General features: G+C 70.8%; 16 protein-coding genes and 3 pseudogenes. 10 read left to right on the top strand and 9 right to left on the bottom strand.

Features of this window, described 5'->3' with window-relative positions:
- Positions 1-8: 8 nt before the first annotated feature.
- Genes ACWGJM_RS06230 through ACWGJM_RS06200 form a run of 7 tightly spaced genes read left to right on the top strand, consistent with a single transcriptional unit; the run spans position 9 to position 9,071 of the window.
- The gene (locus tag ACWGJM_RS06230; RefSeq protein ID WP_453410482.1) at positions 9-1,277 is read left to right on the top strand and encodes a hypothetical protein; all 1,269 of its coding nucleotides are present in this window, start codon (positions 9-11) and stop codon (positions 1,275-1,277) included.
- A 2-nt stretch (positions 1,278-1,279) separates the two neighbouring features.
- Complete coding sequence (locus ACWGJM_RS06225; protein WP_453410481.1) at positions 1,280-3,289, top strand: hypothetical protein; 2,010 nt, start codon at positions 1,280-1,282, stop codon at positions 3,287-3,289.
- A complete protein-coding gene (locus ACWGJM_RS06220) occupies positions 3,286-4,425 on the top strand; it encodes a hypothetical protein (protein WP_453410480.1) in 1,140 nt (379 codons plus the stop codon). Before ACWGJM_RS06225 ends, ACWGJM_RS06220 begins: the two co-directional genes overlap by 4 nt.
- 2 nt (positions 4,426-4,427) lie before the next feature.
- The gene (locus tag ACWGJM_RS06215) at positions 4,428-4,961 is read left to right on the top strand and encodes a hypothetical protein (RefSeq protein ID WP_453410479.1); all 534 of its coding nucleotides are present in this window, start codon (positions 4,428-4,430) and stop codon (positions 4,959-4,961) included.
- Positions 4,958-6,664, top strand: a complete 1,707-nt coding sequence (locus ACWGJM_RS06210) for a hypothetical protein (RefSeq protein WP_453410478.1) — start codon at positions 4,958-4,960, stop codon at positions 6,662-6,664. Before ACWGJM_RS06215 ends, ACWGJM_RS06210 begins: the two co-directional genes overlap by 4 nt.
- 5 nt (positions 6,665-6,669) lie before the next feature.
- Complete coding sequence (locus ACWGJM_RS06205) at positions 6,670-8,790, top strand: ATP-binding protein (protein ID WP_453410477.1); 2,121 nt, start codon at positions 6,670-6,672, stop codon at positions 8,788-8,790.
- 5 nt (positions 8,791-8,795) lie between these two features.
- The gene (locus ACWGJM_RS06200) at positions 8,796-9,071 is read left to right on the top strand and encodes a hypothetical protein (protein ID WP_453410476.1); all 276 of its coding nucleotides are present in this window, start codon (positions 8,796-8,798) and stop codon (positions 9,069-9,071) included.
- Here the strand turns inward: ACWGJM_RS06200 and ACWGJM_RS06195 are convergent.
- Positions 9,068-9,673, bottom strand: coding sequence for a hypothetical protein (locus ACWGJM_RS06195; protein ID WP_453410475.1), 606 nt, complete (start codon positions 9,671-9,673; stop codon positions 9,068-9,070). The genes ACWGJM_RS06200 and ACWGJM_RS06195 overlap by 4 nt on opposite strands.
- A gap of 13 nt (positions 9,674-9,686) precedes the next feature.
- Positions 9,687-13,529 carry a phage tail protein gene (locus ACWGJM_RS06190; RefSeq protein WP_453410474.1) on the bottom strand — a complete coding sequence of 1,281 codons (3,843 nt, stop codon included), beginning with the start codon at positions 13,527-13,529 and terminating at the stop codon, positions 9,687-9,689.
- Positions 13,530-13,668: 139 nt separating this feature from the next.
- Between ACWGJM_RS06190 and ACWGJM_RS06185 the strand changes: the two genes are divergently transcribed.
- Positions 13,669-13,920: a hypothetical protein gene (locus tag ACWGJM_RS06185; protein WP_453410473.1), complete on the top strand. Its 252-nt coding sequence runs from the start codon at positions 13,669-13,671 to the stop codon at positions 13,918-13,920.
- A 134-nt stretch (positions 13,921-14,054) separates the two neighbouring features.
- Here ACWGJM_RS06185 and ACWGJM_RS06180 read toward each other — a convergent pair whose 3' ends face one another.
- From ACWGJM_RS06180 to ACWGJM_RS06150, 7 genes and pseudogenes are all read right to left on the bottom strand, one after another.
- The gene (locus ACWGJM_RS06180; RefSeq protein ID WP_453410472.1) at positions 14,055-15,488 is read right to left on the bottom strand and encodes a sugar porter family MFS transporter; all 1,434 of its coding nucleotides are present in this window, start codon (positions 15,486-15,488) and stop codon (positions 14,055-14,057) included.
- A 325-nt stretch (positions 15,489-15,813) separates the two neighbouring features.
- The gene (locus ACWGJM_RS06175; protein WP_453410471.1) at positions 15,814-17,292 is read right to left on the bottom strand and encodes a glutamate--cysteine ligase; all 1,479 of its coding nucleotides are present in this window, start codon (positions 17,290-17,292) and stop codon (positions 15,814-15,816) included.
- A 79-nt stretch (positions 17,293-17,371) separates the two neighbouring features.
- Positions 17,372-18,116 (bottom strand): annotated as a pseudogene (locus ACWGJM_RS06170) (fumarylacetoacetate hydrolase family protein).
- Between the two features lie 10 nt (positions 18,117-18,126).
- Positions 18,127-18,279, bottom strand: a pseudogene (locus ACWGJM_RS06165) (cyclase family protein); the annotation flags it as partial.
- A 129-nt stretch (positions 18,280-18,408) separates the two neighbouring features.
- Positions 18,409-19,986, bottom strand: coding sequence for a carbohydrate-binding protein (locus tag ACWGJM_RS06160; protein WP_453410470.1), 1,578 nt, complete (start codon positions 19,984-19,986; stop codon positions 18,409-18,411).
- Between the two features lie 128 nt (positions 19,987-20,114).
- Complete coding sequence (locus ACWGJM_RS06155; RefSeq protein ID WP_453410469.1) at positions 20,115-20,378, bottom strand: hypothetical protein; 264 nt, start codon at positions 20,376-20,378, stop codon at positions 20,115-20,117.
- Positions 20,379-20,611: 233 nt separating this feature from the next.
- A complete protein-coding gene (locus ACWGJM_RS06150; RefSeq protein WP_453410468.1) occupies positions 20,612-20,980 on the bottom strand; it encodes a hypothetical protein in 369 nt (122 codons plus the stop codon).
- Between ACWGJM_RS06150 and ACWGJM_RS06145 the strand changes: the two are divergent.
- Both ACWGJM_RS06145 and ACWGJM_RS06140 read left to right on the top strand, forming a co-directional pair.
- A pseudogene (locus ACWGJM_RS06145) lies at positions 20,934-21,047 on the top strand (protocatechuate dioxygenase); the annotation flags it as partial. The gene ACWGJM_RS06150 and the pseudogene ACWGJM_RS06145 overlap by 47 nt on opposite strands.
- A 102-nt stretch (positions 21,048-21,149) precedes the next feature.
- On the top strand, positions 21,150-22,076 hold the full coding sequence (locus tag ACWGJM_RS06140) for a YhjD/YihY/BrkB family envelope integrity protein (protein WP_453410467.1): 927 nt from the start codon (positions 21,150-21,152) through the stop codon (positions 22,074-22,076).
- Positions 22,077-22,092: the final 16 nt, after the last annotated feature.

Below are 22,092 nucleotides of genomic sequence, written 5' to 3'. Positions count from 1 at the left end.
GACAGGCGATGACGGAGACAGAGACGGAGACGGAGAGGTGCGCGGAGTTCGACGCGCCGCCACTGCGCAGGCTGCGGTATTTCCACGGCCAGATGCTGGGCGCCCGGGACTTCCAGCGCGAACAGGAGTACCACCGCGAGAAGCTGAGGCTGCGCATGCGCTGCCTGCTCGGCTACGGCGTGGTGTGCGGCCTGTTCGTGGAACCGGGGCCACGGGACGACGACGACTGCCCGCCGGCCGGCGAGGCGGCCACGGCCGAGGAGGCGGAACGCACCCGGCACAGGGCCAGGGTGAGGATCACGCCCGGACTCGCGGTGGACGCCGACGGCAACGAGGTCGTGGTCCGCGGCGGCGGTGTCGTCGACCTGTGGAAGGCGCTGCCCCCGGACGAACGCGAAACCGGCACGGTCTGGGTCGGCGTCCAGTACGCAGAGCGGGCCGTGGAGGCCACCCGCGCCGTGTACAACGACGCCTGCGCCGATACCTCCGACTGCGAGTACGGCTGGACGGAGGAGTGCTGGTCGGTCCGCGTCACCGGGTGCGAACCGCCGGCGGACGAGCGTTGCGACACCTGCTGCTCCCCGTGCGGGCACAAGGTTCTGTGGCTGGCCCGGATCGACTGCGTCGACTTCCGCGAACCGGTGCGCGAGGACCGGATCCACATGAACGTCCGCCGCCCGTTCGGCCGGCACCTGCCCACGGTCATCACCGGCGTGAACTGGATCCACGGACACACCTACACCATCGACGAGGCCAAGGCCTTGCTCGGCACCCAGCACGAGGACGGCGGGCTGGTGGTGCGGTTCTCCGCCGGTGTGCGGACCGACTCGCTCCAGCCCGGCGTGGCCGAGATCCAGGTGATCGAGGGCGGCAGCGGCCGCAACGCCTCCACCTGGTACATGGGCGGTACCTTCGCCCGACCCGACGACGACCCGTGCGAGTTCACCGAGGAGTTCCGGTACCGGCAGACGACCCGGGAGACGCTTCAGGACGGCGACCGGGTACTGATCACCGTCCGTACGGCCTTCATCCTCGACCGCTGCTGCCGCCCGGTCGACGGCACACACGTCGGCGGACGCGTACCGCTGATCCGAACCCACACCGACACGGCCGACACGGCTGACACCGCTGTCACGACCGATACGGCCGCTACGGCCGAAACAGCCCGCACGCGCGGCGGCTGCGACCTCCCGCCGTCCGGTATCGGGCCGTGGACGTCCGGCACCGGCGTGGGCGGGGACGTCTTCGAGAGCTGGTTCTTCGTGAAGGAGCGCTGATCATGCGAACAGACTGCGGATGCGGCTGCGGTGGCGACGCCACCCGCACCTCCGCCTTCGTGCGTCCTCGCTTCTTCGCAGGCCAACTGCTGACCGAGGACGACCTCAGCCTGCTGGTGGACTACCTGACGGCCAAGAACAGACTCCACAACCGTTCCCTGTCCGGGCCGGGAGTCGTCTGCGGACTCGGCGTCAGCTGCGACCCCTGCGGCGGCGGCACCGTGGTGGTGCACCCCGGGCACGCGTTCGACTGCGCGGGCAACGACATCGTGGTGTCCTGCACCGAACAGGTCGACGTACGGGCCCTGGTGCAGGAGCGACGCGTCAGCGCCCTCGGCGTGGACTGCCAGGAGCCCTGCGAAGACGACGGCACACGCCGCTACGGCCTCTTCGTGAGCTACCGGGAACTCCCTGTCGAGCCGGTCGCACCGTACGCCACGGAGGAACCCTGCCCCGCCACGGGCTGCGTGCCCTCCCGGGTCCAGGAGGGCTACCGGTTCCTCGTCAAGTGCGGTGACTTCGAGGACCACCGCCACAACCCCGGCACCCGACTGCTCGCCGGCCTCGGCGATCTGAGCCGTGCCGACCAGGCCCGCAGCCGTGACCAGCGGCTCGGCCGGTACCTCGACGCCCTGTTCGCCGCGTCGCTCGGCACGGGCCGCGCCTTCCGCTTCGACGCCGCCGACGCCAAGCGCTACTCGGCCGGACTCGCCTGGCTGGAGCAGAACTCGGGCGGCGAGGGGCCGCCGCCCCCGCCCACGGCCCGCGAGATGACCGAGCAGGTCCGCGCGCTGGCGAGTGCCGTCGCCCGGTTCGACACCTACGATCCGGCCGGGCGGGAGCAGCTCGCGAGGGAGTACCCGGACCTCGCGTCCGTGCAGGTGGCCCGCGGCGTCCTGGGCTCGGCCTGCGACCGGCTGTACGACACCGACATGGAAGCGGCCTGGCCGGATCCGCTGCACCGCACCATCGCCCGCGCGGTGGTCACCGAGACCGCGGCTCGGGTCGTACCCGAACGGGGCGACCCGGACGCGTCGCTGGAAGTACGCCTGATCGCCCAGGGCACACCGCTCAGCCACGCCCTTCAGGCCGAGTTCCGCGCGGACCTCGCCCTGATCCGGGAGTGGCTCCTCGGCCGCCTGGAGCAGAGCGCGGGCCTCGCCGACTGCGCGCTGCGCACGGAGGTCGCCGCCGTCGACGTACCGCCGCTGCTGCCGCCCCCGCCCGCCGAGAGCACGGAACGGACGACCATCGCCGGCCTCCAGCAGATCGCGGAGGCGGCCGCGGCTTTGGCCACAGCGGTGCGCCGGTTCGTCACCGACGCGGCGTGCGCCACGCTGAACCCGCCGTGCGCGGACTGTGCCGACACCGACGTTCTGCTCGCGTACGTGGAGCTGGACGGCTGTGATGTCGTACGCATCTGCTCCGCCACCAGAGAACAGGTGCTGCCGGGCGGATCGGCCTACGGCGAGTGGCTGCCCAAGCTCTACCGGCTGCGGGAACTGGCCGAACGGATCTGCTGCCGGCCCCTGCCGCGATACCGGAGGCCGGAGATTCCGTCCGAGGGGCCCGTTCCGCGCCCGTACGCCGACGGGCTGCTCGGCGACTGGCCGCGCACCGGCGACCTGGAGGAGATGCTGTCCCTGCTGCTCACCCCGGCACCCGGGGAGACACCGCCCAAGGCCCTGCACGAGCAGGTCTACACGACCCCCAGCGAAGTGACCGACAGCATGCAGGAGCTGGCCATGCTCAGAAACCGAGTGGCCGATCTGACGGCCGCGTTGGAGGGCCTGCGGGCACAACTGGGCGGCGCGCAGGAACAGGTGAGCCGGATGGCGGACCAACTGCCGGACAGGCTCGGACCGCGCCTGGAACAGCTGGAGGGGGAACCTCGGGCCGGAGACCCCGAGCCCTCCGAGCCCGCTGACCCCGCCGACCCGGCCGCCCCCGCGAAGCCTCCGGTGAAGCGGACCCGTCCCTCCCGGTCCCGGAAGCCCGGTGAGACGCCATGACGGGCCCGATGCGTCCCGCCTTCCACGAGGGCCAGGTACTGGCCGCCGCGGACCTGTCGGCCACGGTGGAGTACGCGCGCGGTGCCTCCGCGCGGCACGCGCGGCATCTGCACGACTGGGGCGTCGCCGAAGGGCTCGGCCTCGTCACCGAGCCCCGTACCGACCCGCTGACCAACGCCCGTTACGTCGAGGTGAGCGTGTCGGCGGGGTACGCCGTCGACGGGACCGGCCGCGAGGTGGTCCTCACCGAGCCGGTCGTGCTGCGCGAGAGCGACTTCGAGGAGGTCAACGGCGCGGACCAGGCGACACCCGAGCCCTATCCGGTGTTCCTCGCCGCGGCCGACCGCGAACCGGCCACGTCCCCGCGGCCGGACTCGTGCGCGGGCGGCGCCGCGAAGACCCGGGTGGAGGAGTCGTACCAGATCGTCTTCGGGCGGCTCGGCGACGAACGCGTGTACGCGGACCCGCGACCGCCCGCGATCGGTGCGGCACCGGCCGACCCGCCTGCCCTCTGGCACATCCTGCTGGGGTACGTCCAATGGACCGATGGGCACTTCACCGGCGTCGAGACCACGGCGCGCGGAGTCCCGGTGCGGTTCTCCGGAGTGCGCGCGGACACCGTGTCCGCCCAGTCCGGCTCGCTGACGCTGCGCACGGCCCCGGCGACCCAGGAGGGCAAGCCGGCGATCGTGCTGTCCGGCGGCGACAAGCCCAGCCTGGTCTTCGGCCTCTACCGGGGCGGCGGCGCCATCGACCCGCTGATGACCGTGGAAGCCAACGGCAACCTGCGGATCACGGGCAGCTTCAACGGCCTCCTGCCCGTCGGCAGCACCCTCGTGACCTCCGGGACGGCCACCGACGGCATGCTGCTGCCGCTGCCGTCCGGCATCACCGCGGAACAGGTCGCGGACGGCCGGGTGGTGGCACACGTCCACCTGACTCCGCGCACGCCGCCCGTGGTGGGGGAGTCGGCCCTGTACAGCCCGGTGGAGGCCACGGTGGACGAGGACCTGCGAGTGAGGTGCCGGGCCCGTCTGTACGACCCCGTGGCGGCACCGGGCGAGGTCGTCGAACGGCCCGGCGCGGTGGACTTCCTCGTCGTGGCGACGGTCGCGGCAACGAACGGCGGTGGCTGACCATGGCTCTCTCCGTGGCGTACGCGCTCGACACCGGCCATGTCGTGGGGGCGCTGGCCCTGACCGGCGGGACCGCCCCGGCCGATCCGGCGGCGCTCGTCGGGCGTGCCCTGCCGTTTCGGGTCTCCCTCGGCGCGCACGGCACGGCGACCCTTCCGTTCGACGCCCGGAACCTCGCAGTGGCCGCCGTGGACGACGAACCCGGCGTGCTGGCCGAGCCGTTGGCCTACGGCGTCGACCGCGGGTCCGACGGCAAGCCCAAGCCGACGCTGCTACGCCTGCCGTCGTTGACCGACGCCGGCCTGGCCCTGGCGAAGGACGGCCTCACGGTCACCGTCCCCCATGCCCCCACCGGCACGGTCAACGTGGTCGCGCTGGTCGCCGACGACCAGGACACCCATGTGCTCGCCGGGGAGATTCCCGCCCAGCAGACCGAGGTGAAGCTGTCGGTCAACCTCGCCGCGGCGACCTCGTACGGCGTGCTGGTGCTGGTGGGCGGCTGGGCGGGCCGCCTGGAGAGGAAGGACGTGCCGTGACCGGGCCCGGCGTCGGATCCACCGGGGAGATCACGGTGCACCGGTGCACCGTGACGGTGGTCCGGTGCGGCGGCTGGAGCTGGGGGCCCGATCCCCGCGGCCTGGTCCGCCGGGCCGTCGACGCCGTCCCGCAGGCGCTGGAGGAGCATTTCGCCGAGCATCTCGCGGGCGACGGCCCGGACGTGGAGATCACCGAGCCGGTGATCGTCGTCGTCCGGCCGGGCGGGCCCGTCCGGACCGGGCGGTCCGGGCGTGACCAGGTGTCCTTCGACGTCCATGTCGTACCGGCGTCCGTGGTGGAGGTCAACGCCGGCGCGCCGGACGCCGAAACCGCGTCGTTCGAGGAGTCCTTCGCGACGGCACGGACGCCGTGGTCCGCGCCCGGCACCGGCGCGCTCTTCACCGAACTGGCCGAGCGCAACGAACTGGACGCGCTCCTCGAACTGCTCCCGGACGACTCGCTGCGCCTCTTCCTGCGCGCGCTGCTCGACGCCGACGACCCGTCGGCCGGGCAGCTGCTCACCGAACTCGCCCGGCGCGCCGTGCTGGAGGCCGGACCGGACGAGGCGCCGCCCGGGCCGCCGCGCGGGAACCCGCCGGACGGGGGCCCGCCCCGGCTCCTGACGGAGTACGCCGCGTCGGCGGCCCGCGAGGACGCCGTACCCGCTCCGGCGGCGGTCGGCTCAGCAGTACCTCGTACGACCGGGCGTGAGGCACAGGTGTGCTCCGCGCTGCCCTTCCTGCTCGCCGGGCCGCTGGCCCGGATCGGCTATCTGGACGCGATCGGACCCGCCCTGGCCGGAGTCGAACTCGGAGATGACGCACCGCTGTTCGCTGCGGCGCTGGCATACAAGGTGCTGGGCCCGACCGTACGAGGCTGGCGTCGCGGCAGGCAGGACGGCGAGGCCGCGGCGGCCTTCGCCGGTCTCGAACCGCCCTTGCCCGAGGAGCGGCTCACCGCCTTCGCCGACCGCGTGCGCCCCGCGCTCCCGGTCCTCGACGGCGTCCTGGCGCTCGCGGTGTGCCGAGGACACGACCCCGCCGACCCGCTCCTGCTCACCGGCGCGGACGGTGGGCTGCTCCTCGTCGACGCCCAGGGCATGTTCCCCATCGCCTGGGCCGGGGACACCGCCCGGCTGCTGCCGCACTGGCAGGCCTGCGGAAGACCGCCCGTACTGATCTGCGACGGCCCGCTCCCACCCGGCGCCCTGGGCGAACTCACCTCCGCGGACGTGCCGTTCATGACCGCCGTACGACCGCTGCGCGGCGACCCCGTGACCCGGCTGCCCTGGCGCACCCCGCTGTGGACGGTGGGGGAGGGGCGCCCTGACCCACGGCTCGCCGCCGCCCTGCCCGGTCACGCGGCGCGCCTCGCGGACCTGGTCACCGCCCTGGCCGAAGAACGCAGGGCGGTGCCCCTCGCATCCCACGGCGACCTGGAGCGCACCGTGACCCTCGCCGCGACCCTGGGCCTGTCCACGATCGCCTGGACGCTCTGGCGCGAGCGCGAGACACCGGATCCGCTGCTCGCCCTGAGCCGATTCGCCGACCTGGAGGCCACGGTCCGGTTCGAGTCCGACGCCGTACGGGTGCGCGTCCCGCTGGGGCGGCGCCACGCCGACCTGCTGCGCGGCGGACTGCTCGCCGATGTCCACGACGTGGTCTGGCTGCGGGGCCGGACCCTGACCTTCTCGGGCGGGTGAGCGGTATGGGTGAACCCGCCGTCGAGCACCTGCGGATGCGGCTGGCCGGCCTGCACTCCGCGCTGCGCGCCGCCGTCGACCGGCAGGCGCGGATCGCCGCCAGGCTGACCCGGCCGGACCTCACACCGTACTGCGTGACCGACGAACAGGTCGGCGTCCTCCTCGAGGAGGTGCACGGTTTCACCGAGGCCATGACACAGCCGTGCGGCCCCGCATGCCCGGAGCCCGAAGCCGAACGGCTGCTCAGGCGGCGCGCCTCCGCCGACGGCGGCACCCTGCCGCTGGACGCGCTCGCCGCCCGGTTCACCCTGACCCGCGCCGAACAGGACGCCCTGCTCCTCGTCGCCGCGCCCGAACTGGACCGCGGATACGAGCGGATCTACGCCTACGTCGTCGACAACCTGAACCGACGGCTGCCGAGCGTGGAACTACTGGTCACGGTATGCGCGGGAACGGAAGAGGTCGAGCCCGGCGCGGCGAGCCGGCTCGCCCTGCGCCGCGCCCTCGGACCGGCCGGGCCGCTGCGCCGGTACGGGCTGCTGCGCCCGCACGGCGAGGCCCCGGTCGACCTCGCCCAGGAACTCGTCCTCGGCCCGGGCGTCCTGGAGTTCCTGCTCGGCTGGGGCGGAGACGTCGGCCTGCTCGGCCACGACCCCGGCGAGGTCGCGGAGCCGGAACCACGAGTCCCCACCCCGCACCTGTCCTCCGAGCACCTCACCCGGCTCGGCGGCGCACTGGGCTCCGGCGACATCGACCTCGCCGGACTGTGGGGATGCCCGCCGGACGCCCAGCTCGACGCCGTACAGGCACTGGCACGCGCGGCCGGGGCACCGCTACGGCGGCTGACCACCGACCCCGCCGCCGACCTGCGGACGGCCGCCGCACTGGGCGCGGTGCTGTGGATCCCCACCGACGACCTGCACGGCGAGCCGCACGGGCAGCACGCCGGGGCGGCGTCCGCGGCACTGCTGCGCTCCCGCGTACCGGTGTGCCTGACCGGCCTCAAGCCCTGGCGCCCGGCGGGCCTGCTCGCCGCCCGCGTGTACGCCGAACTCACCGTGCCCGTACCCGGGTTGGGGGACCGGCGGGCGATGTGGTCCGCCGCGCTCCCCGACCTCGACGGCCCCCTGCTGGAGGACCTCGCCGTCCGGTACCGGATGAGCGGTGGTGAACTGCGCGCCGTGGCGTCCGTCGCCGGGGCCGGGGCACGCCTGGCCGGCAACGGGCGCCCCGATCCCGTCTCCGAGCACGTCGAACCCGCCATCGCGACCGTCACCCGGGGACGCAGCGGCAGCTCCGTCCGCTCCATCCTGCCCCGGCGCACCGTCGAGGACCTGGTCCTGCCCGACGTGCAGCTGGGCCAGATCCTGGAGATCGCCTCCGCCTTCCGCGCCTGGCCCCGGATCGCCGAGAGCTGGGGCTTCGCCCGGCGCGCGGCACACGGCGGGGTCAAGGCGCTCTTCACCGGCGAACCCGGCACCGGGAAGACGCTGTCCGCCGAGATCGTCACCGGCATGCTCGGCCTGGAGTTGCTGAAGGTGGACCTCGCCCAGGTCGTCTCCAAGTGGGTGGGGGAGACGGAGAAGAACATGGAAGCGGCGTTCCGGCAGGCGGAGGAGAGCCACGCGGTACTCCTCTTCGACGAGGCCGACTCCCTCTTCGGCAAGCGCGGCGAGGTGAAGCACGGCACCGACCGCTACGCCAACCTCGAGGTCGGCTACCTCCTGCAACGCCTCGAGGCCAGCGACGGCCTGGTGATCCTCACCAGCAACCTCAAGGACAACATCGACCCCGCGTTCACCCGGCGCTTCCACTTCGTCGTCCACTTCCCCCGCCCGGCCGCCCCGGAGCGCCGCCGCCTGTGGCGCCTCGCCTTCCCCCCGGAAGCCCCGCTCGCCCCCGACGTCGACCTGGACGTCCTGGCCCGCCTCGACATGACGGGCGCCGGCATCACGGCGGCGGCCCGCACGGCCGCGCTGGCCGCCGCCGACAGCGACAGCCCCACGATCGGCATGCGCCACGTCGTACGCGGTGCGGCCCGCCAGTTCCAACGCGAGGCACGCTTGCTCCGCCCGGCCGAACTCGGCCCGCACGCCCATCTGCTCGACGACGGAATCCCGGGGTGACACCGATGCTGCCCACCGAACTGTCCCCCTCACTCGGCCGGGCCGTGGTGCCCGCTCCGCCGAGGATGGCCCAGGAGAGCCGCAAGGTCGACGACGTCAGCCAGAGGCGGACACTCCACGTCATGGTCCCGGTCGCGGAGAGCAACGCCATCGCGGCCCACACGACCCCTGCCACACCTTTGCCCCACGGTCATCCGATGCTCAAGGCCGCCCACGACCAGACCGGCAACGCTGCCGTGGCCAGAACGATGGCGCGCGCGATGCCCGGTAGCCTGGCCTAGAGTCCGGCGTCGTCGAGGGGCCGCACCTCTGCGACGTGTGCGAGGAACTGCGCGTAGGAGTCGAAGACGGGGTACAACGAGCCGCGTACAGGGCGTCCAGCGAGCTTGTTGTCCCGCAGGTCGGCGCCGGAGAAGTCGAAGATGCGCTGATCCTCCGGGGCTTGGAGGTCGACCCCCAGGCAGGATTCATCGGTGCCCCACCACGCTCCGATCCGGTAGATCTTCGCGTCGCCGAAGAACAGTGCGCGCTGTTCCTCGCCGTGGTACCCGAACCGCAGCTCGTACCAGATGTCCTCCACGTCGTCGGATCGCGGCGAATAGTGCCACTGGAAGTCGTCGACCCGCAGCAGCACCGGTGGATCGACGAAAGCCAGCGTTGAGCGCACCTCGCGCAGCCATGCGGGAAGCGCGACCCTGTCCGCTGCGGCGTAGTGGTCGAGGATGACGTCGTCCTCTTTGACGAACGTGAGCGAGGGGAAATTGGTCACGAACCGCAGCAGGCCGGCTTTCTGGTCATCGGGCAGGGCGGAAGACTCGACCCAGGAAAGGGCGGTGTCGGCGTCGCCCTTGATCAGGTGCTGCTCGTAGTCGAATCCGGTCATGCCGTCCTACCCATCAGATGAACCTTTGAAAGAGGGCTTCGACATCGGCCACGTTGACCGCCTGGCCGGCGGCCGTAACCTGCTTGCTGTTCTTGTCCACGCACTTGGGGTGGATGTCCGGTGATATCGGCGATCCGTCCCAGACCCATCTCTTCGCGACCGCATGCGCTGCCTGTGCGGACCCCTTGACGGTTGTCGCTCCCGTGAAGGCGGTGCGGAGTTCGTTGTGGAACGTGGATGAGCCATTGGTCTTCTCGCTGCCCGACCGTCCCGGGAAGTAGACGGCGCCGACGTGCCCGTGCGGGACGCTGTAGGGGCGTTCTGCGGGATCGGAGGCAACTTTGTCTCGGACGATCACAGGTGCCGCCAATGAAGGATTGTACACAACCCGGAACGTGGCGCTGCGGAGCTCATGCTGGAGGTCGATCCACCTCGGACCGGTGACGAGATCCCTGGCCGCACGCCGGGTCACTTCAAGAATGTAGTCGCTCGGCAGCCATTCATGATGCCCCTTCATCGCATCTCGGAACTTGTTCTTGAGGTAGTCGATGTTGGCTTGCTCGGTCCATGCCGCCTCAAGTTCAGTCATGCCGATCGTGCCGGTCACCGTGCCCTGAGTCACGGTCATGGATGAACCCGAAGCCATGTTCTTGAGGAACTGCACGATGCCGACCTGTGTCACCGCGATGCGCAGGATCGCCTCATCGGTCGGCAGACCCGTGATCTTCGCGAGTCGCGTCCGAGGGTTGATCCCTCCCCAGATCTCGACGTTCTTGTCCTGCTTTTCGAGCGAGACCTTGGAGACGCCGGTCTTGGCGGCGATCTGTGAGCCGAGCGCCGAGAGCGAACCGGTGATGCTTCCTGACAGCTTGGGAAGTATGAGCGTGCCGCTGGCCTTGTCATACTTGGCGTCACTGTGTCGGGCCAGCAGAGCCTTGGTGATTTGTTTCGGGTTGCCGTCGGTTCGATGGACGACCTGTCCGTCGCGGGCTTCCTGGATTTCCTTGGCGAGTTCGCGGCTGACCCGGCTGATGGTGAGCTCCGCGGGTTCGGCCAGCCGCTTGGGTACTTCGGCATCCTTACCATCGAGATTCTTCTTTCCGTCCCGGACGGTTTGTGGTTTGTGCGTGGCCGCCGGTCGGTGCCCTGGTTTCTCGCCTCCGGGCTTGCGGGCTTTGTGCTGCTTTTTCCTGCCCGTCGTGTCGAACTTCGACTTGATCTTGGCCCAGAGTTTCTTCACCAAGCCGACGATCTTGTCGATCACCCAGTCCACCGCCCGGTTCACCGGCTTGGACAGGGCCTGGACGATCTGCCTGACCTTGGCGGCGATGCCGCCGAGGCCCAGGAGTGAGGCGAGGAAGCCGAGCAGGACGGGGACGGAACGGGCGAGGGCGCGTTCGATGAGGGACGGTACGCCGCCGCTGCCGCCCCGGGCGATGGCGATGACCGCGTCGAGGACGGCGTTCACGAACTCGAAGATCTGCCGGGCCTGGGTCACCACGAAGCGCACGACGTCGATGATCAGCTTCACGGCGCGGACGAACGCGGACGCGGGGTTGAGCAGCGAGAGCACCCACATGATCCCGGCCTCGACGACCGTGGGTGTCACATAGGCGATGACCTTGTCCAGCAGCTCCTTCTTCAGGTCCCCGACACGGGCCTTGAGGTCCTCCCACATCCCGGCGACGCCCCGCTTGCGGACCTCCGCGACCAGCGGTAGCGCGGTCTCCGCCGCCGCGATCGCCGGCTCCATCTTCGGGACCTTGCGGACGATCCGGGCCCGGATCGACTTCCAGGTCAGCCCGAGCAGCGAGGCGAGCATCTGCACGACGCCCTGGGCGTCGAACTTCGCGGGGAGTTCGAGTCCCGCCTCGCTCGCCTTGCCCAGCAGCCAGGACATGATGCCCTGTTGCAGGTGCCGGCCGATGTTCCGCAGGAACTGCCTGAGCCCCGCGCCGACAGCCGTCACCAGGTTGCGCAGGAAGCCGATCGGGTCCTTGAGGATCAGCATCACCGCCTGCGCGGCCTTGGCCAGGACCGCCAGCAGCAGATTCTTGAGCTCCATGATCGTGTCGATCACGGCCTTGACCGCGTCCACGGCCTTGGCCACGAGCCCCTTGTTCTTCTCCTTCTCCGCGGCGATCTCGTCGTCGACGGACTTGAGCGCGTCGGTGTACTTCGTGGCCAGGGTGTCGACGAGCTGGGTGCCCTTGTCGTCCACGGACTGCGTGAGCTGGTCGAACCTGTCGGAGAACTCGGCGGCCGCCTCCCGCCCGATGGTCCTCAGGTCGGCCGGGAGCCTGTCCACCGCCGCCCGCATCTCGGACCGGCCCTGCGCGATACGCCGTTTCGCCCGGTTCAGCTCCGCGCCGATCGTGGTGGCGACATCGGAGACGACCTGCCGCATCCGCCGGACGTAGTGGTCGCGGGCCTCTTCGAAGATCTTGTCGGCCTCGGCCGGCAGGCCCGCGAACAGGTCGCGCACCCAGCGCAGTTTTCCCGTCGCGCCCGAGTACCGGCGGTCCTTGTACTCCTCCATCTTCTGTTTGTGCTCGGCGGTGAACGCGTCCCGCGCCTGCTTCTCGCCCCTGCCGAACTGGTCGTCGACCAGTTTGTCGAGACCGCCGAGAATGCCCTGGACGTCCTTCTGCATCGTGTCGAAGACACCTTGCAGGAGTGTCGTGACCTGAGCCCGCTTCTCCTCGTCCCGGCCCTTGGCGCCGCTCTTGCCCGTGTCGACCCGCTGTCCGGTCAGCGCCCGCTGTACGCCCATCGCGCCCATCGCCGCGGTGCCGAGCCGCCGAGCCTGCGCGGTCGCGGAGTTCAGCACCTGCTTCTCGTGACCGCGCATCCGCCCGGGGGCCATCTCGGAGTGGCGCTCGGCGGCCTTCTTCTCGCCCAGTGCCTGGTTGAACGTGGGCTCGTTGGACCGCTGCAACTGCGCCTCGGTGACCTGCGCGTCCGCCATCCGCTGGTTGACGTCGGCCGGACCGGCGGACAGATCGGTGGCCGACGGCGGCAGCCGGTCCGGCACGGCGCTCGCCGCGTCCGGTGCGCCGGGGGGCGCGGGCGGCCGGTCCGCGGTCATCGGTACGACCTGTTTGGGCACGGCCGCGGCGATGTCCGGCGGGGCGGCGGTCGTCGTCGCGATCTGCTGCGCCGACTCCGACTTGCCCTCGCCGACCTTGCCGTGCACCTCCGCGCGGACCTCGTCGGCCTTGCCGGAGTCGGCGAACTTGTCCGCCTCGTCGAGGTTCTTGGGCGCCTTGTCGGCGATCGCCTTCTCGACCGCCCTGATGAACGCCTCCTTGTCGAACTCCTTGGGCCGGGCCTCGTTCATCTTCTCCGCGTTGGCGGTCTTGCCCTGCGCCTCCGCGTCGTCCTTCGGCGGACGGGCGGCGTTCTGGGCCGCCGTCGCCTCGGTCCGTGGTGGCGGGTGCGAGGCGGCCAGCGCCCGCTTCTTGTGCCCCACGTCCTTCTTCAGCCGGGCGAACTTCGGATCCGCGTCCGGACCGGGCCGTGCCCGCGCGGCCTGCGCGTCACCGGCCGCGGCGGGGGCGGGTGCTGGGGCCGCCGGTGCTGTGGCCGCCGGTCCTGCGGGGCCGCTCTGAGCCTGGCCGGCCGCCGCGACGGCGCCGTTGCCGAACATGTCCTGCGCGGCGGACGCCGGCCGCCCCGGGACGGGCGGACTCGCCGCCGGTACGCGTCCGGCGGCCAGGAGGGCCGTCACCGCCGCGTTGGACGACTGCGGCTGGGCGCCCGTGCGGCTGGGTGCCTCCGGCCGGTGCGTCGCCGCCGTGCCGGCCGCAGCCGTCGACACCGTCGGCCGCAGTGCCAGAGCCTTCGGTGCTGGCATCGGACGCGATCCCTCCCACGGCACGTCGGTGACGACGGGAACCCGGTGCCCGGGAACACCCCGACGCAGGGTGCCAGCACGGCCGTGACGAGACCGTCACTCCCGTGTCACCCGGTCCTGGTGCGCGTGGAAGTCGGCGATGCGTTCCCCCGTGGCCACCGGGTGCGAGTACATCGGCCGGTGCCCGCCGGCCGGCTCAGGAAGCAGTCCTCCGGAGCGAGGTTGCCCTCGATGCCGACGCTCGCTCGCCCACCTCGGCCTCACCGAGCCCGACCTCCTCGAGGTCACCGCCCAGGCACAGGCCCAGCCCCACGCCAACCCGCGACCGGTCACCGAGGACGCCCCGCGCGGGCTCCTCACGGACGCCTTCCACGGAGTCCTCGCACCGTGACTCCCGCTCGGCGGCGGTGAGGACGGGAGACAGGGCAGGGCCCGCCCCGGGTGGGGCGGGCCCCGCGGACTCACGGTCAGCCGACGAGTTCCTTGCGCCGTCGGATCCGAGCTCGCGCAGAGTGGACGGGAGTGTCAGGAGAAGCGCGCCCGGAGTTCGGCTTCGAGGGTTTCGAGGGTGCGGCCCTTGGTCTCGGGGACGCAGAACTTGACGAAGATGAGCGAGAGGAGCCCGGCCACCACGAAGAGGAAGAAGGTGTTGGAGATCCCGATCCCGGACACCAGGGACGGGAAGACCAGACCGATCACGAAGTTGGTCAGCCACAGCACCACCGCCGCGACACCCATGCCGAAGCCGCGCATCCGCATCGGGAAGATCTCCGAGAGCATCAGCCAGGTCACCGGGGAGATCGGGCCCTGCTGGAAGGCGAGGAAGGTGACGGTCATGGCGAGCACCGCGTACGCGCGGCCGTCACCGGAGGGCAGCACCAGAGAGAACACGCCGATCAGCAACAGGGCACAGCTCGTGCCGACCTGACCGGTCATCAGCATGGGACGGCGGTTGACGCGGCCGAGCAGCCAGATGCCGACGAAGGTGGCCAGCACCGAGATCACGCCGTTCGCGATGTTCGCGGTGAGCGCGCTGTCGGCGGCGAACCCTGCGTCGGTGAGGATCTGCGTTCCGTAGTACATGATCGTGTTGACGCCGGTGATCTGCTGCACGATCGCGATGCCGAAGCCGACGAACATCAGCTTGCGCACCCACGGCGTGGCCTTCATGTCCTGCCAGCCGCCGAGCTTCTCCTGGTCCTCCTTGACGGCGAGCGCGGACACCTCGGCCAGCTCGGCCTCGGCGCGCTGCCGGGAGCGCACCTGCCTGAGCACTTCCAGGGCGTCGTTGAAACGTGTCTTGGACGCCAGCCAGCGCGGGCTCTCCGGCATCACCAGCATGCCGAACCAGAGCACGACGGCGGGGACGGTGGCGATCACCAGCATCCAGCGCCAGACGCCACCGGATTCGCCACCGACGTCGGCGATGATCGCGTTGGAGGTGAAGGCCAGCAACTGCCCGCTGACGATCATCAGTTCGTTACGGGTGACCAGCGCGCCGCGCCGCTCGGCGGGGGAGATCTCGGCGAGGTAGACGGGCACGGTCACCGACGCGCCGCCGACGGCGAGGCCGAGCACGAACCGTGCCACGATCATCACCACGGTGGTCGGGGCGAGGGTGGCGCCGAGCGCGCCGACGAAGAACAGCACGGCGAGGGTGAGGATCGTACGGCGCCTGCCGCGCGCGTCCGACAGCCGCCCGCCGACGACCGCGCCGAGCGCGGCACCGAGCAGGAGCGAGCTGGTGACCATGCCCTCGGTGACCGGGGTCAGGCCCAGGTCGTCGGTCATGTAGGGCAGGGCGCCGTTGATGACGCCGGTGTCGTAGCCGAAGAGGAGTCCGCCGAAGGTGGCGATGACGGTGATGACGCGCAGGCGTCGGGAGACCGCCGCGGACGGGTGGTCCCGCACGGCGGTGGTGGGGGTGGTGGCCTGAGTCGTTTCGTCCCTGACGTCCATGGCCGCTCCTTACCGGTTGCTGGTCGGGCGTCGGATTCCGGTGAGGCCGCAGCCGGCCGGGTGTTCGCGGGTGGTGGTGGCAATGGGCGGTGGTACGTCGGGGGTGCCTTCGAACGGCATCACGCTGGTTTCCCCTCACTCCGGGTACGGACTCCCGGGAGCACTCACGGAAGGTGTCTGCCGCGCTCTACTAGAGCGCTCTAGTGCAGTACGATGACCCCTGTCCAAATGTCATGTCAATAGATGGTTGCCGGGAGATTTCGTGACCGGCCGCCAAGGTGGGCGCCTGTGGATGGAGGTGCTGATCGCCCGGTCGGGGGCCGATTCAGTCGACCGGCCAGGTGTGTGCCGGGGCGTTGAGGTGCATGTAGTCGATGTACTGCTGCGTCATCCGCCGAAGGGCCTCGTGGCGGCCGGTATGGGCGGTGTCGTCGATCTGGTGGAACATCTCCTTCTGCCAGACCGCTCCGTTGCGGGCGGTGACGCACCGCTGCTCGATGACGCCCAGCAGCGGCTCCCGCCAGGCCTCGTCCATGCCGGAGTGCATCAGTCCCCGGTGTGCCAGCGGCAGCAGACGCCGCAGGACGAGTTCGGACGCCGGGACCTCGCCCATCCCGGGCCAGTACAGGCGCGCCTCGATGCCGTGCCGGGCCGCGGTGTGCAGGTTGTCCTCGGCGGCCGAGAAGGACATCCGCGACCACACCGGCCGCTCCTCCTCCACCAGGGCGCGGGTGAGCCCGTAGTAGAAGGCGCCGTTGGCCAGGGTGTCGGCGACGGTCGGGCCGGCCGGCAGTACACGGTTCTCCACCCTCAGGTGCGGCTTGTCGTGGGCGACGGCATAGACGGGGCGGTTCCAGCGGTAGATGGTGCCGTTGTGCAGCGTGAGCTCGGCCAGTTGGGGGATGTCGCCGCGATCCAGCGTCTCTGCGGGGTCCTGCTCGTCGCACAGGGGCAGCAGCGCCGGGAAGTAGCGAAGATTCTCCTCGAAGAGGTCGAAGACGCTGTTGATCCACCCTTCGCCGAACCACACCCGGGGCCGTACCCCCTGCACCTTGATCTCCTGTGGACGGGTGTCGGTGGCCTGCTCGAACAGCGGGATACGGGTCTCGTGCCACAGCTCCTTGCCGAACAGGAACGGCGCGTTGGCCGCCAGCGCGACCTGGACGCCGGCGATCGCCTGTGCCGCGTTCCAGTAGCCGGCGAACTCCTCCGGGGAGACCTGGAGATGGAACTGGGTGCTGGTGCACGCGGCCTCTGGGGTGATCGTGTCCGCGTAGGTCCGCAGCCGGTCGGCGCCGTCCACCTCGATCAGCAGGTCCTCGCCCCGGGCCGCGAAGATCTGGTCGTTGAGGAGCCGGTAGCGCGGGTTCTCCGACAGGGCTCCTTCGCCCACGTCCGCATGCTCGAGGGTGGGCAGGATGCCGATCATGATCAGATGGGCGCCGACCGACCTGGCGCGTTCCTCCGCGTGGTTCAGCGCGGCGCGGATCTCGGACTCCCAGGAGTCGGGGCCGCCCTCCGTCAGACGGCGGGGCGGAATGTTGATCTCGAGGTTGAACCGGCCCAGCTCGGTGGACCAGGCGGGATCCGCGATCGCCTCGAGCACGTCGATGTTCCGCATCGCCGGTTCCGCCCGGTCGTCGACCAGGTTCAGCTCGATCTCCAGCCCCACCTGGGGCCGCTCGGACTCGAACCGTGACTCGCGCAGCATCTGCGCGAACGCGTCGAGGCATTCCTGCATCTTGACCCGGTACCGGCGGCGGTCCTCGCGCGTGAAGACCAGCGCCGGGACGTCCCGTCCCATCGGTCCTCCCGGCCTTTCCCCTCCTCGGACCCCTCTCCACCCAGCGTCGCACCACCTGGCGCCCCGTACCAGGCGGGATTCACCAGGGGTGGGGATCGCTCACGGCCGCTCCCGGGTGCGGCGGCAGCGGTACCGGCTCCGCGCCTGCGACCACGGTGTCCGAGACGGTGCCGATGCCCTCGACGGTGAGGGTGACGATGTCGCCGGGCCTCAGCGGCGGCGGATCCTGTCCGCCCCGCACGCCCCACAGCTCGGCGAGACAGCCGCCGTTGCCGCAGGTGCCCGAACGAGGACGTCACCGGGGCGCACCCACGTGCCGCGGGAGGCGTAGGCGACCATCTCCTCGAACGTCCAGCTCATGTTGGACAGCAGGTCCTTGCCGACCACCTCGCCGTTGACCTCGGCGGTCAGCGCCGGCCGCAGAAAGCCCTCCGGGTCCCGGAACCGCTCCAGTTCGTCGGCGGTGACGAGGTACGGGCCGAGGGCGGTGGGGGAACGGGCAGGTCGTCGTACGGGCCGATCACCGCGTAAGGGCTGGTGAAGTAGAAGGTGGAGGCGTCGTACCAGGCGGCCGGCACTCCGGTGGACCCGTCCACGGATCGCCGTACGCCTTCGACGTGCTCCTCGAAGGCAACGAAGTCACGGATGCTCGGCGGCTCCAGGGGCGGCAGCAACCGGACGTCGGCGAGCGGTACGGCGCGGCCCGTCGGGTGGACTCCGACGGCATCGAGGGGTGAGGTGGTGTCCGGCAGGGGGCGTACGAAGGTGTCCTCGACGACACCGCACAGACGCCGTCCCGCGTGGACGTAGGTGGCTATGCGCATGGCCGCCTCACACGACGAGGTCACCGCGGCCCACGCGCACCCCGTGCGCCTCGGCGGCCGCGGTCAGATGCTCCTCGGTGACGGCGAAACCGTCGGCGAACTCGCCGTCCCCGCCGATCACCCGGCCCACGTCCAGCAGCACACCGCGCCCCGCCACGTACGGAACGGACGACGGGCGTCCGCCGGCCGCGCCGGCCGCGCGGCCGGCCGGTGTGGGCAGCACCGTGGCCATCAGCGTGTCCGGCGCATCCACCCCGTGGATGCGCCGGAAGTGCGAGCCGCGAGGAGTGGGCTACGGGGTCACCTGAGTCCCGCCGAAGGTCACGACGAGGTGGCCGTCGGTGGCGTAGGACCAGCCCAGGGCGCCGCTGTAGGAGGAGCACCGGGAGCCGTTCGAGCCGGTCCAGAACTGGTTCGAGCTGTCCGCGTCGCCGATGGTCTTGTCGTTCGAGCCGCTCACGGAGAACCGGCACGAGGTGTCGTTCCGGAACACCGAAGTGCCGGTGTCGAACGAGAAGTTGCGCTCGGCGTTGTCGATGCCGACGTTGTTCGAGACGGTCATCGTGCCGGGGTTGCTGTTGTAGGTGAACCCGTGATGGCCGTTGTGGTAGGCGATGTCGTGCTGGACGACGTGGTTGACCGCGATGTCGTCGCCGCCGAGCTTGTAACCGTTGCGGTCGCCGTTGGCGTTCACGGTGCCGTCGGAGAGGGTGCCGTTGTTGTAGGAGAGCGAGTACTCGATGGTCACCGGGCCGATGGCGCCCGTGTCGGTCTTGGTGTAGAGGTCCCAGCCGTCGTCGATGTTGTTGTGGGAGACGTCGTAACGGAAGACGTTCCCGGTGCCGGTGGTGAGCTTGGCCGCGAAGCCGTCGGCGTCCTCGCCGTCGGAGTCGGCGTTGTCGTGCGACTCGGCGCTCACGATCAGGTTGTTGGACGGCCACTGGCTGCTCGGGGTGCTGGAGGAGATCCGGCCGAGTTGCAGCCCGGTGTCGCGGTTGTACGCCGTCACCGTGCGCTCGATGACGTTGTTGCTGCCGCCGACGTAGATCCCGTTGTCACCGGCGTGCTCGACGGTGAGACCGTGGACGTGCCAGTAGTTGGCGTTCAGCTGGATGCCCCGGTTGGACGAACTCTCGCTCTGCGCCGAGAAGTCGAGCACCGGTGTCTCACCCGGGTAGGCGGACAGGGTGGTGCGGGCGCTGGAGGTGCCGTCGCTGCCGGCCGGGACGGTGACCGTCGAGGAGTAGTTGTACGTACCGCCCCGCATGTAGATCGTGCCGCCGGCGGCGATGCGGCTGATCGCCGAGCTGAGCGTGGTCGGCGCGGACTGCGTGCCGGCCGCGCCGTCGGTGCCGTTCGGCGCCACGTACAGCGCGCCGCTCGTCGGCGGGGTCGTGCTGTCGCTGGTCTCCACCTCCAGGTAGTCGATGTTGGGCAGGCCGCCCGAGGCCGTCGGGTTCAGGCGGATGGTGTTGCTGCCCGCGTTCAGCGACACGGTCAGGGTCTTGGTGGCCCAGGTCGACCAGGCGCCTGTGGCCTCGAAGGACGGGCTCTGCACGGTGGAGCCGTTGACGACGAGGCCGGTCGGACGCGCACCGGTGGTCCCGTTGGCGAAGCGGATGTTCAGCGTCGCCGTGCCGGCGCTCGTGGCGTTCACGGTGAACTGCGCGTAGGCGCCGGTCGCGTTGGTGCCGTTGCAGAATCCGCTGCCGGAGTAGCCGGTCCAGTCGGAGTCGATGGTGCCGGTGCAGACCGCCGGGGAGCTCTCGGCCTCGTAACGTGTGGTCGTGGCCTGCGCGGTGGTGCCGGACAGCGCGACGAGTGTGCCGGCCAGCAGGCCGATGGACGCGATGACTGGTCTGAGGTGCATCGTTCGTCTCCAGGTTGTGTGCGGCAACATGGGTCTGTTCGAGTGCGTGAACGCGCGCCGTGCAGGGGTTTCCCGCCACCGGCACAGAAAGCGCTTTCCCCAGAAACTAGGCTTGCGCCATGTGTGCGTCAATAGACGTGCACATGATTTGAGTTCATCAGCGTGAACTCAAAGGCTTCTGCCCGGGTTTCACCGCCTTCCCCGTGCCGGCGCGGCCAGGCCAACTCCTCGTCGGTCAGCAGGTGCTGCTCGTCGGCCATCACCTTCCTCGCGCATGCCGGTACGTCGGCCACCTCGGCGGGTGAGAGATCGACGCCGGCCTCGGCGAGCTTGTCGGCCAGTGTGTAGTGGCCGCTGTGCGAAGTGAACGGCGTCGTACGGGCGTTGCCCACCGGGGTCGGCTCCAGGCAGTCGTGGAGGAGGGGTCGATCCGCGTCTCCTGCTGACGAGATCCATGCCACCCCAGCAGAAGGCGTGCGTTCCGGTGACCGGATGGTTCCAAACGGTGTGATAGCCCGTCAGTTGCTCACCGGTCCGGGCCAGTTCTGTCAGGCGCTCGGTCCTGATGCCCGTACGTACGCCGTACGGTGCCTCGAAGGCCAGGGCGGTCGCGTGCAGGTCCGCGTTACCGGGGCCGCCGCACCGCACAGCCCACCGCCAGACCGAACGTGTTGTGCGGGTGCAGCCCCACCTCGACACCCGGAGTCAGGGTGCGGGTCAGCCGCACCAGATGCGCGTACGCCTCGGGGCTCATCGCGTCCGGCCCGTCGAAGAGGGTGAACCCGGTGGCGCCGGCCTCGGCGAGCACGGTCACCGACTCCGCGTGCGACTCATCGGTGGCGTACGACACCCTCAACAGCGGCACGACGACGTCGAGGCCCCGGCCGCGGGCGTACTCCACGAGCCGAGCGGCGCGGGCCAGTACGGCGGCCCGGTCGCGCGGGATGTCCTCGTACGACGGCGGCGGCGCCTCCTCCGGACTGCTGACCCTCACGGCGCTCGGCTCCAGTGTGTCGGACGGCTACAAGGCAACCCTCACGATCGGCGTCAGCAGCAGCTGACCCACCCCTTGCACCGGCCGGCTCACCCGGGTTCCCGGGCACTCGGGTGAGCCGGCCCGCGTCCTCCTTCGCCGCCGGCTGACCACCCGTTAGGCTCGCCCCGTGATCCGTCGCGAACGCGTCATCAGAACCCTGACGTTCTGGCTGCGCCCCGCGTTCGCGCTGCGGGTGGTCTACCGGTTCCAGCGGATCGTGGGGTTCGACCGTTCGATGGCCCTGGCCTCCAGTGCCCTGACCGCCCTGATTCCGCTCGGGGTCCTGGCCGGCGCCGTCTTCGGCGATGTCCTGAGCCACGACATCGCGGACGGGATCATCAGCCGGTTCGACCTCACCGGTGCGGGCGCCGAAGCGGTCAAGGAACTCTTCTCCTCCCCGGCCGGCGAATCCGAGAGCATCGGTGCCGTCGGGGCCGTGTTCCTGGTGATCTCCGCACTCAGCTTCGCGCGTGCGGCACAACGGCTCTGCGAACAGGCCTGGGAGCTCAAGCCGCTCAGCGTGCGCAACACGCGCAACGGCCTCGAGTGGCTGCTGTCCGTCATCGGCTACACGGTGGTCATCGGGTGGATCTCCGGGGCCCTGCCCCCAGGGCGGCTGGGTCTGACGGCCGCGGTGTGCGAGGTGCCGGTGACCGCCGCCTTCCTCGTCTGGAGCGGCTGGATCCTCTCGGCGAAGCGGATCGGCCGGCGGGACCTGCTGCCGTTCGCCGTCGTGGCGGCGGTGCTGATCGCCGTCTACTCGGTGGGGGCGACCCTCTATCTGCCGCGGCTGTTCAACACGTACGCCGCACGCTACGGAACCGTGGGGGCCGTCTTCGCGATGATCTCGGCGCTCTTCGCCGTCATGCTCGTCGTCGTGGCGTCCGCGGCGGTGGGGCGGGAGGTACGCGACGAACTCGTACGCATCCAGCAGGGGCTCAGGCCGTCGGAGCACGAGGTCCGCCGTGAGTGGGACAACGTGGTCGAACAGGCGCGGTCGGGCTGGCGCAGCGCACGCGAGCAGCTCCCTCACCCGCGCGCCAAGCACCAGTGACTTGGCGCCCCCGCGC

It is taken from the genome of Streptomyces sp. NPDC054834 (assembly GCF_053611185.1).
The sequence above is the reverse complement of the archived record's forward strand: the minus strand, read 5'-3'. Positions and strand labels throughout refer to the sequence as shown.

What these genes read in the sequence shown, in the direction of transcription:
- ACWGJM_RS06230 (WP_453410482.1), top strand. Translation starts at nt 9, where the DNA reads ATGACGGAGACAGAGACGGAGACGGAGAGGTGCGCGGAGTTCGACGCG.
- ACWGJM_RS06225 (WP_453410481.1), top strand. Translation starts at nt 1,280, where the DNA reads ATGCGAACAGACTGCGGATGCGGCTGCGGTGGCGACGCCACCCGCACC.
- ACWGJM_RS06220 (WP_453410480.1), top strand. Translation starts at nt 3,286, where the DNA reads ATGACGGGCCCGATGCGTCCCGCCTTCCACGAGGGCCAGGTACTGGCC.
- ACWGJM_RS06215 (WP_453410479.1), top strand. Translation starts at nt 4,428, where the DNA reads ATGGCTCTCTCCGTGGCGTACGCGCTCGACACCGGCCATGTCGTGGGG.
- ACWGJM_RS06205 (WP_453410477.1), top strand. Translation starts at nt 6,670, where the DNA reads ATGGGTGAACCCGCCGTCGAGCACCTGCGGATGCGGCTGGCCGGCCTG.
- ACWGJM_RS06200 (WP_453410476.1), top strand. Translation starts at nt 8,796, where the DNA reads ATGCTGCCCACCGAACTGTCCCCCTCACTCGGCCGGGCCGTGGTGCCC.
- ACWGJM_RS06195 (WP_453410475.1), bottom strand. Translation starts at nt 9,673, where the DNA reads ATGACCGGATTCGACTACGAGCAGCACCTGATCAAGGGCGACGCCGAC.
- ACWGJM_RS06190 (WP_453410474.1), bottom strand. Translation starts at nt 13,529, where the DNA reads ATGCCAGCACCGAAGGCTCTGGCACTGCGGCCGACGGTGTCGACGGCT.
- ACWGJM_RS06185 (WP_453410473.1), top strand. Translation starts at nt 13,669, where the DNA reads ATGCGTTCCCCCGTGGCCACCGGGTGCGAGTACATCGGCCGGTGCCCG.
- ACWGJM_RS06180 (WP_453410472.1), bottom strand. Translation starts at nt 15,488, where the DNA reads ATGGACGTCAGGGACGAAACGACTCAGGCCACCACCCCCACCACCGCC.
- ACWGJM_RS06175 (WP_453410471.1), bottom strand. Translation starts at nt 17,292, where the DNA reads ATGGGACGGGACGTCCCGGCGCTGGTCTTCACGCGCGAGGACCGCCGC.
- ACWGJM_RS06160 (WP_453410470.1), bottom strand. Translation starts at nt 19,986, where the DNA reads ATGCACCTCAGACCAGTCATCGCGTCCATCGGCCTGCTGGCCGGCACA.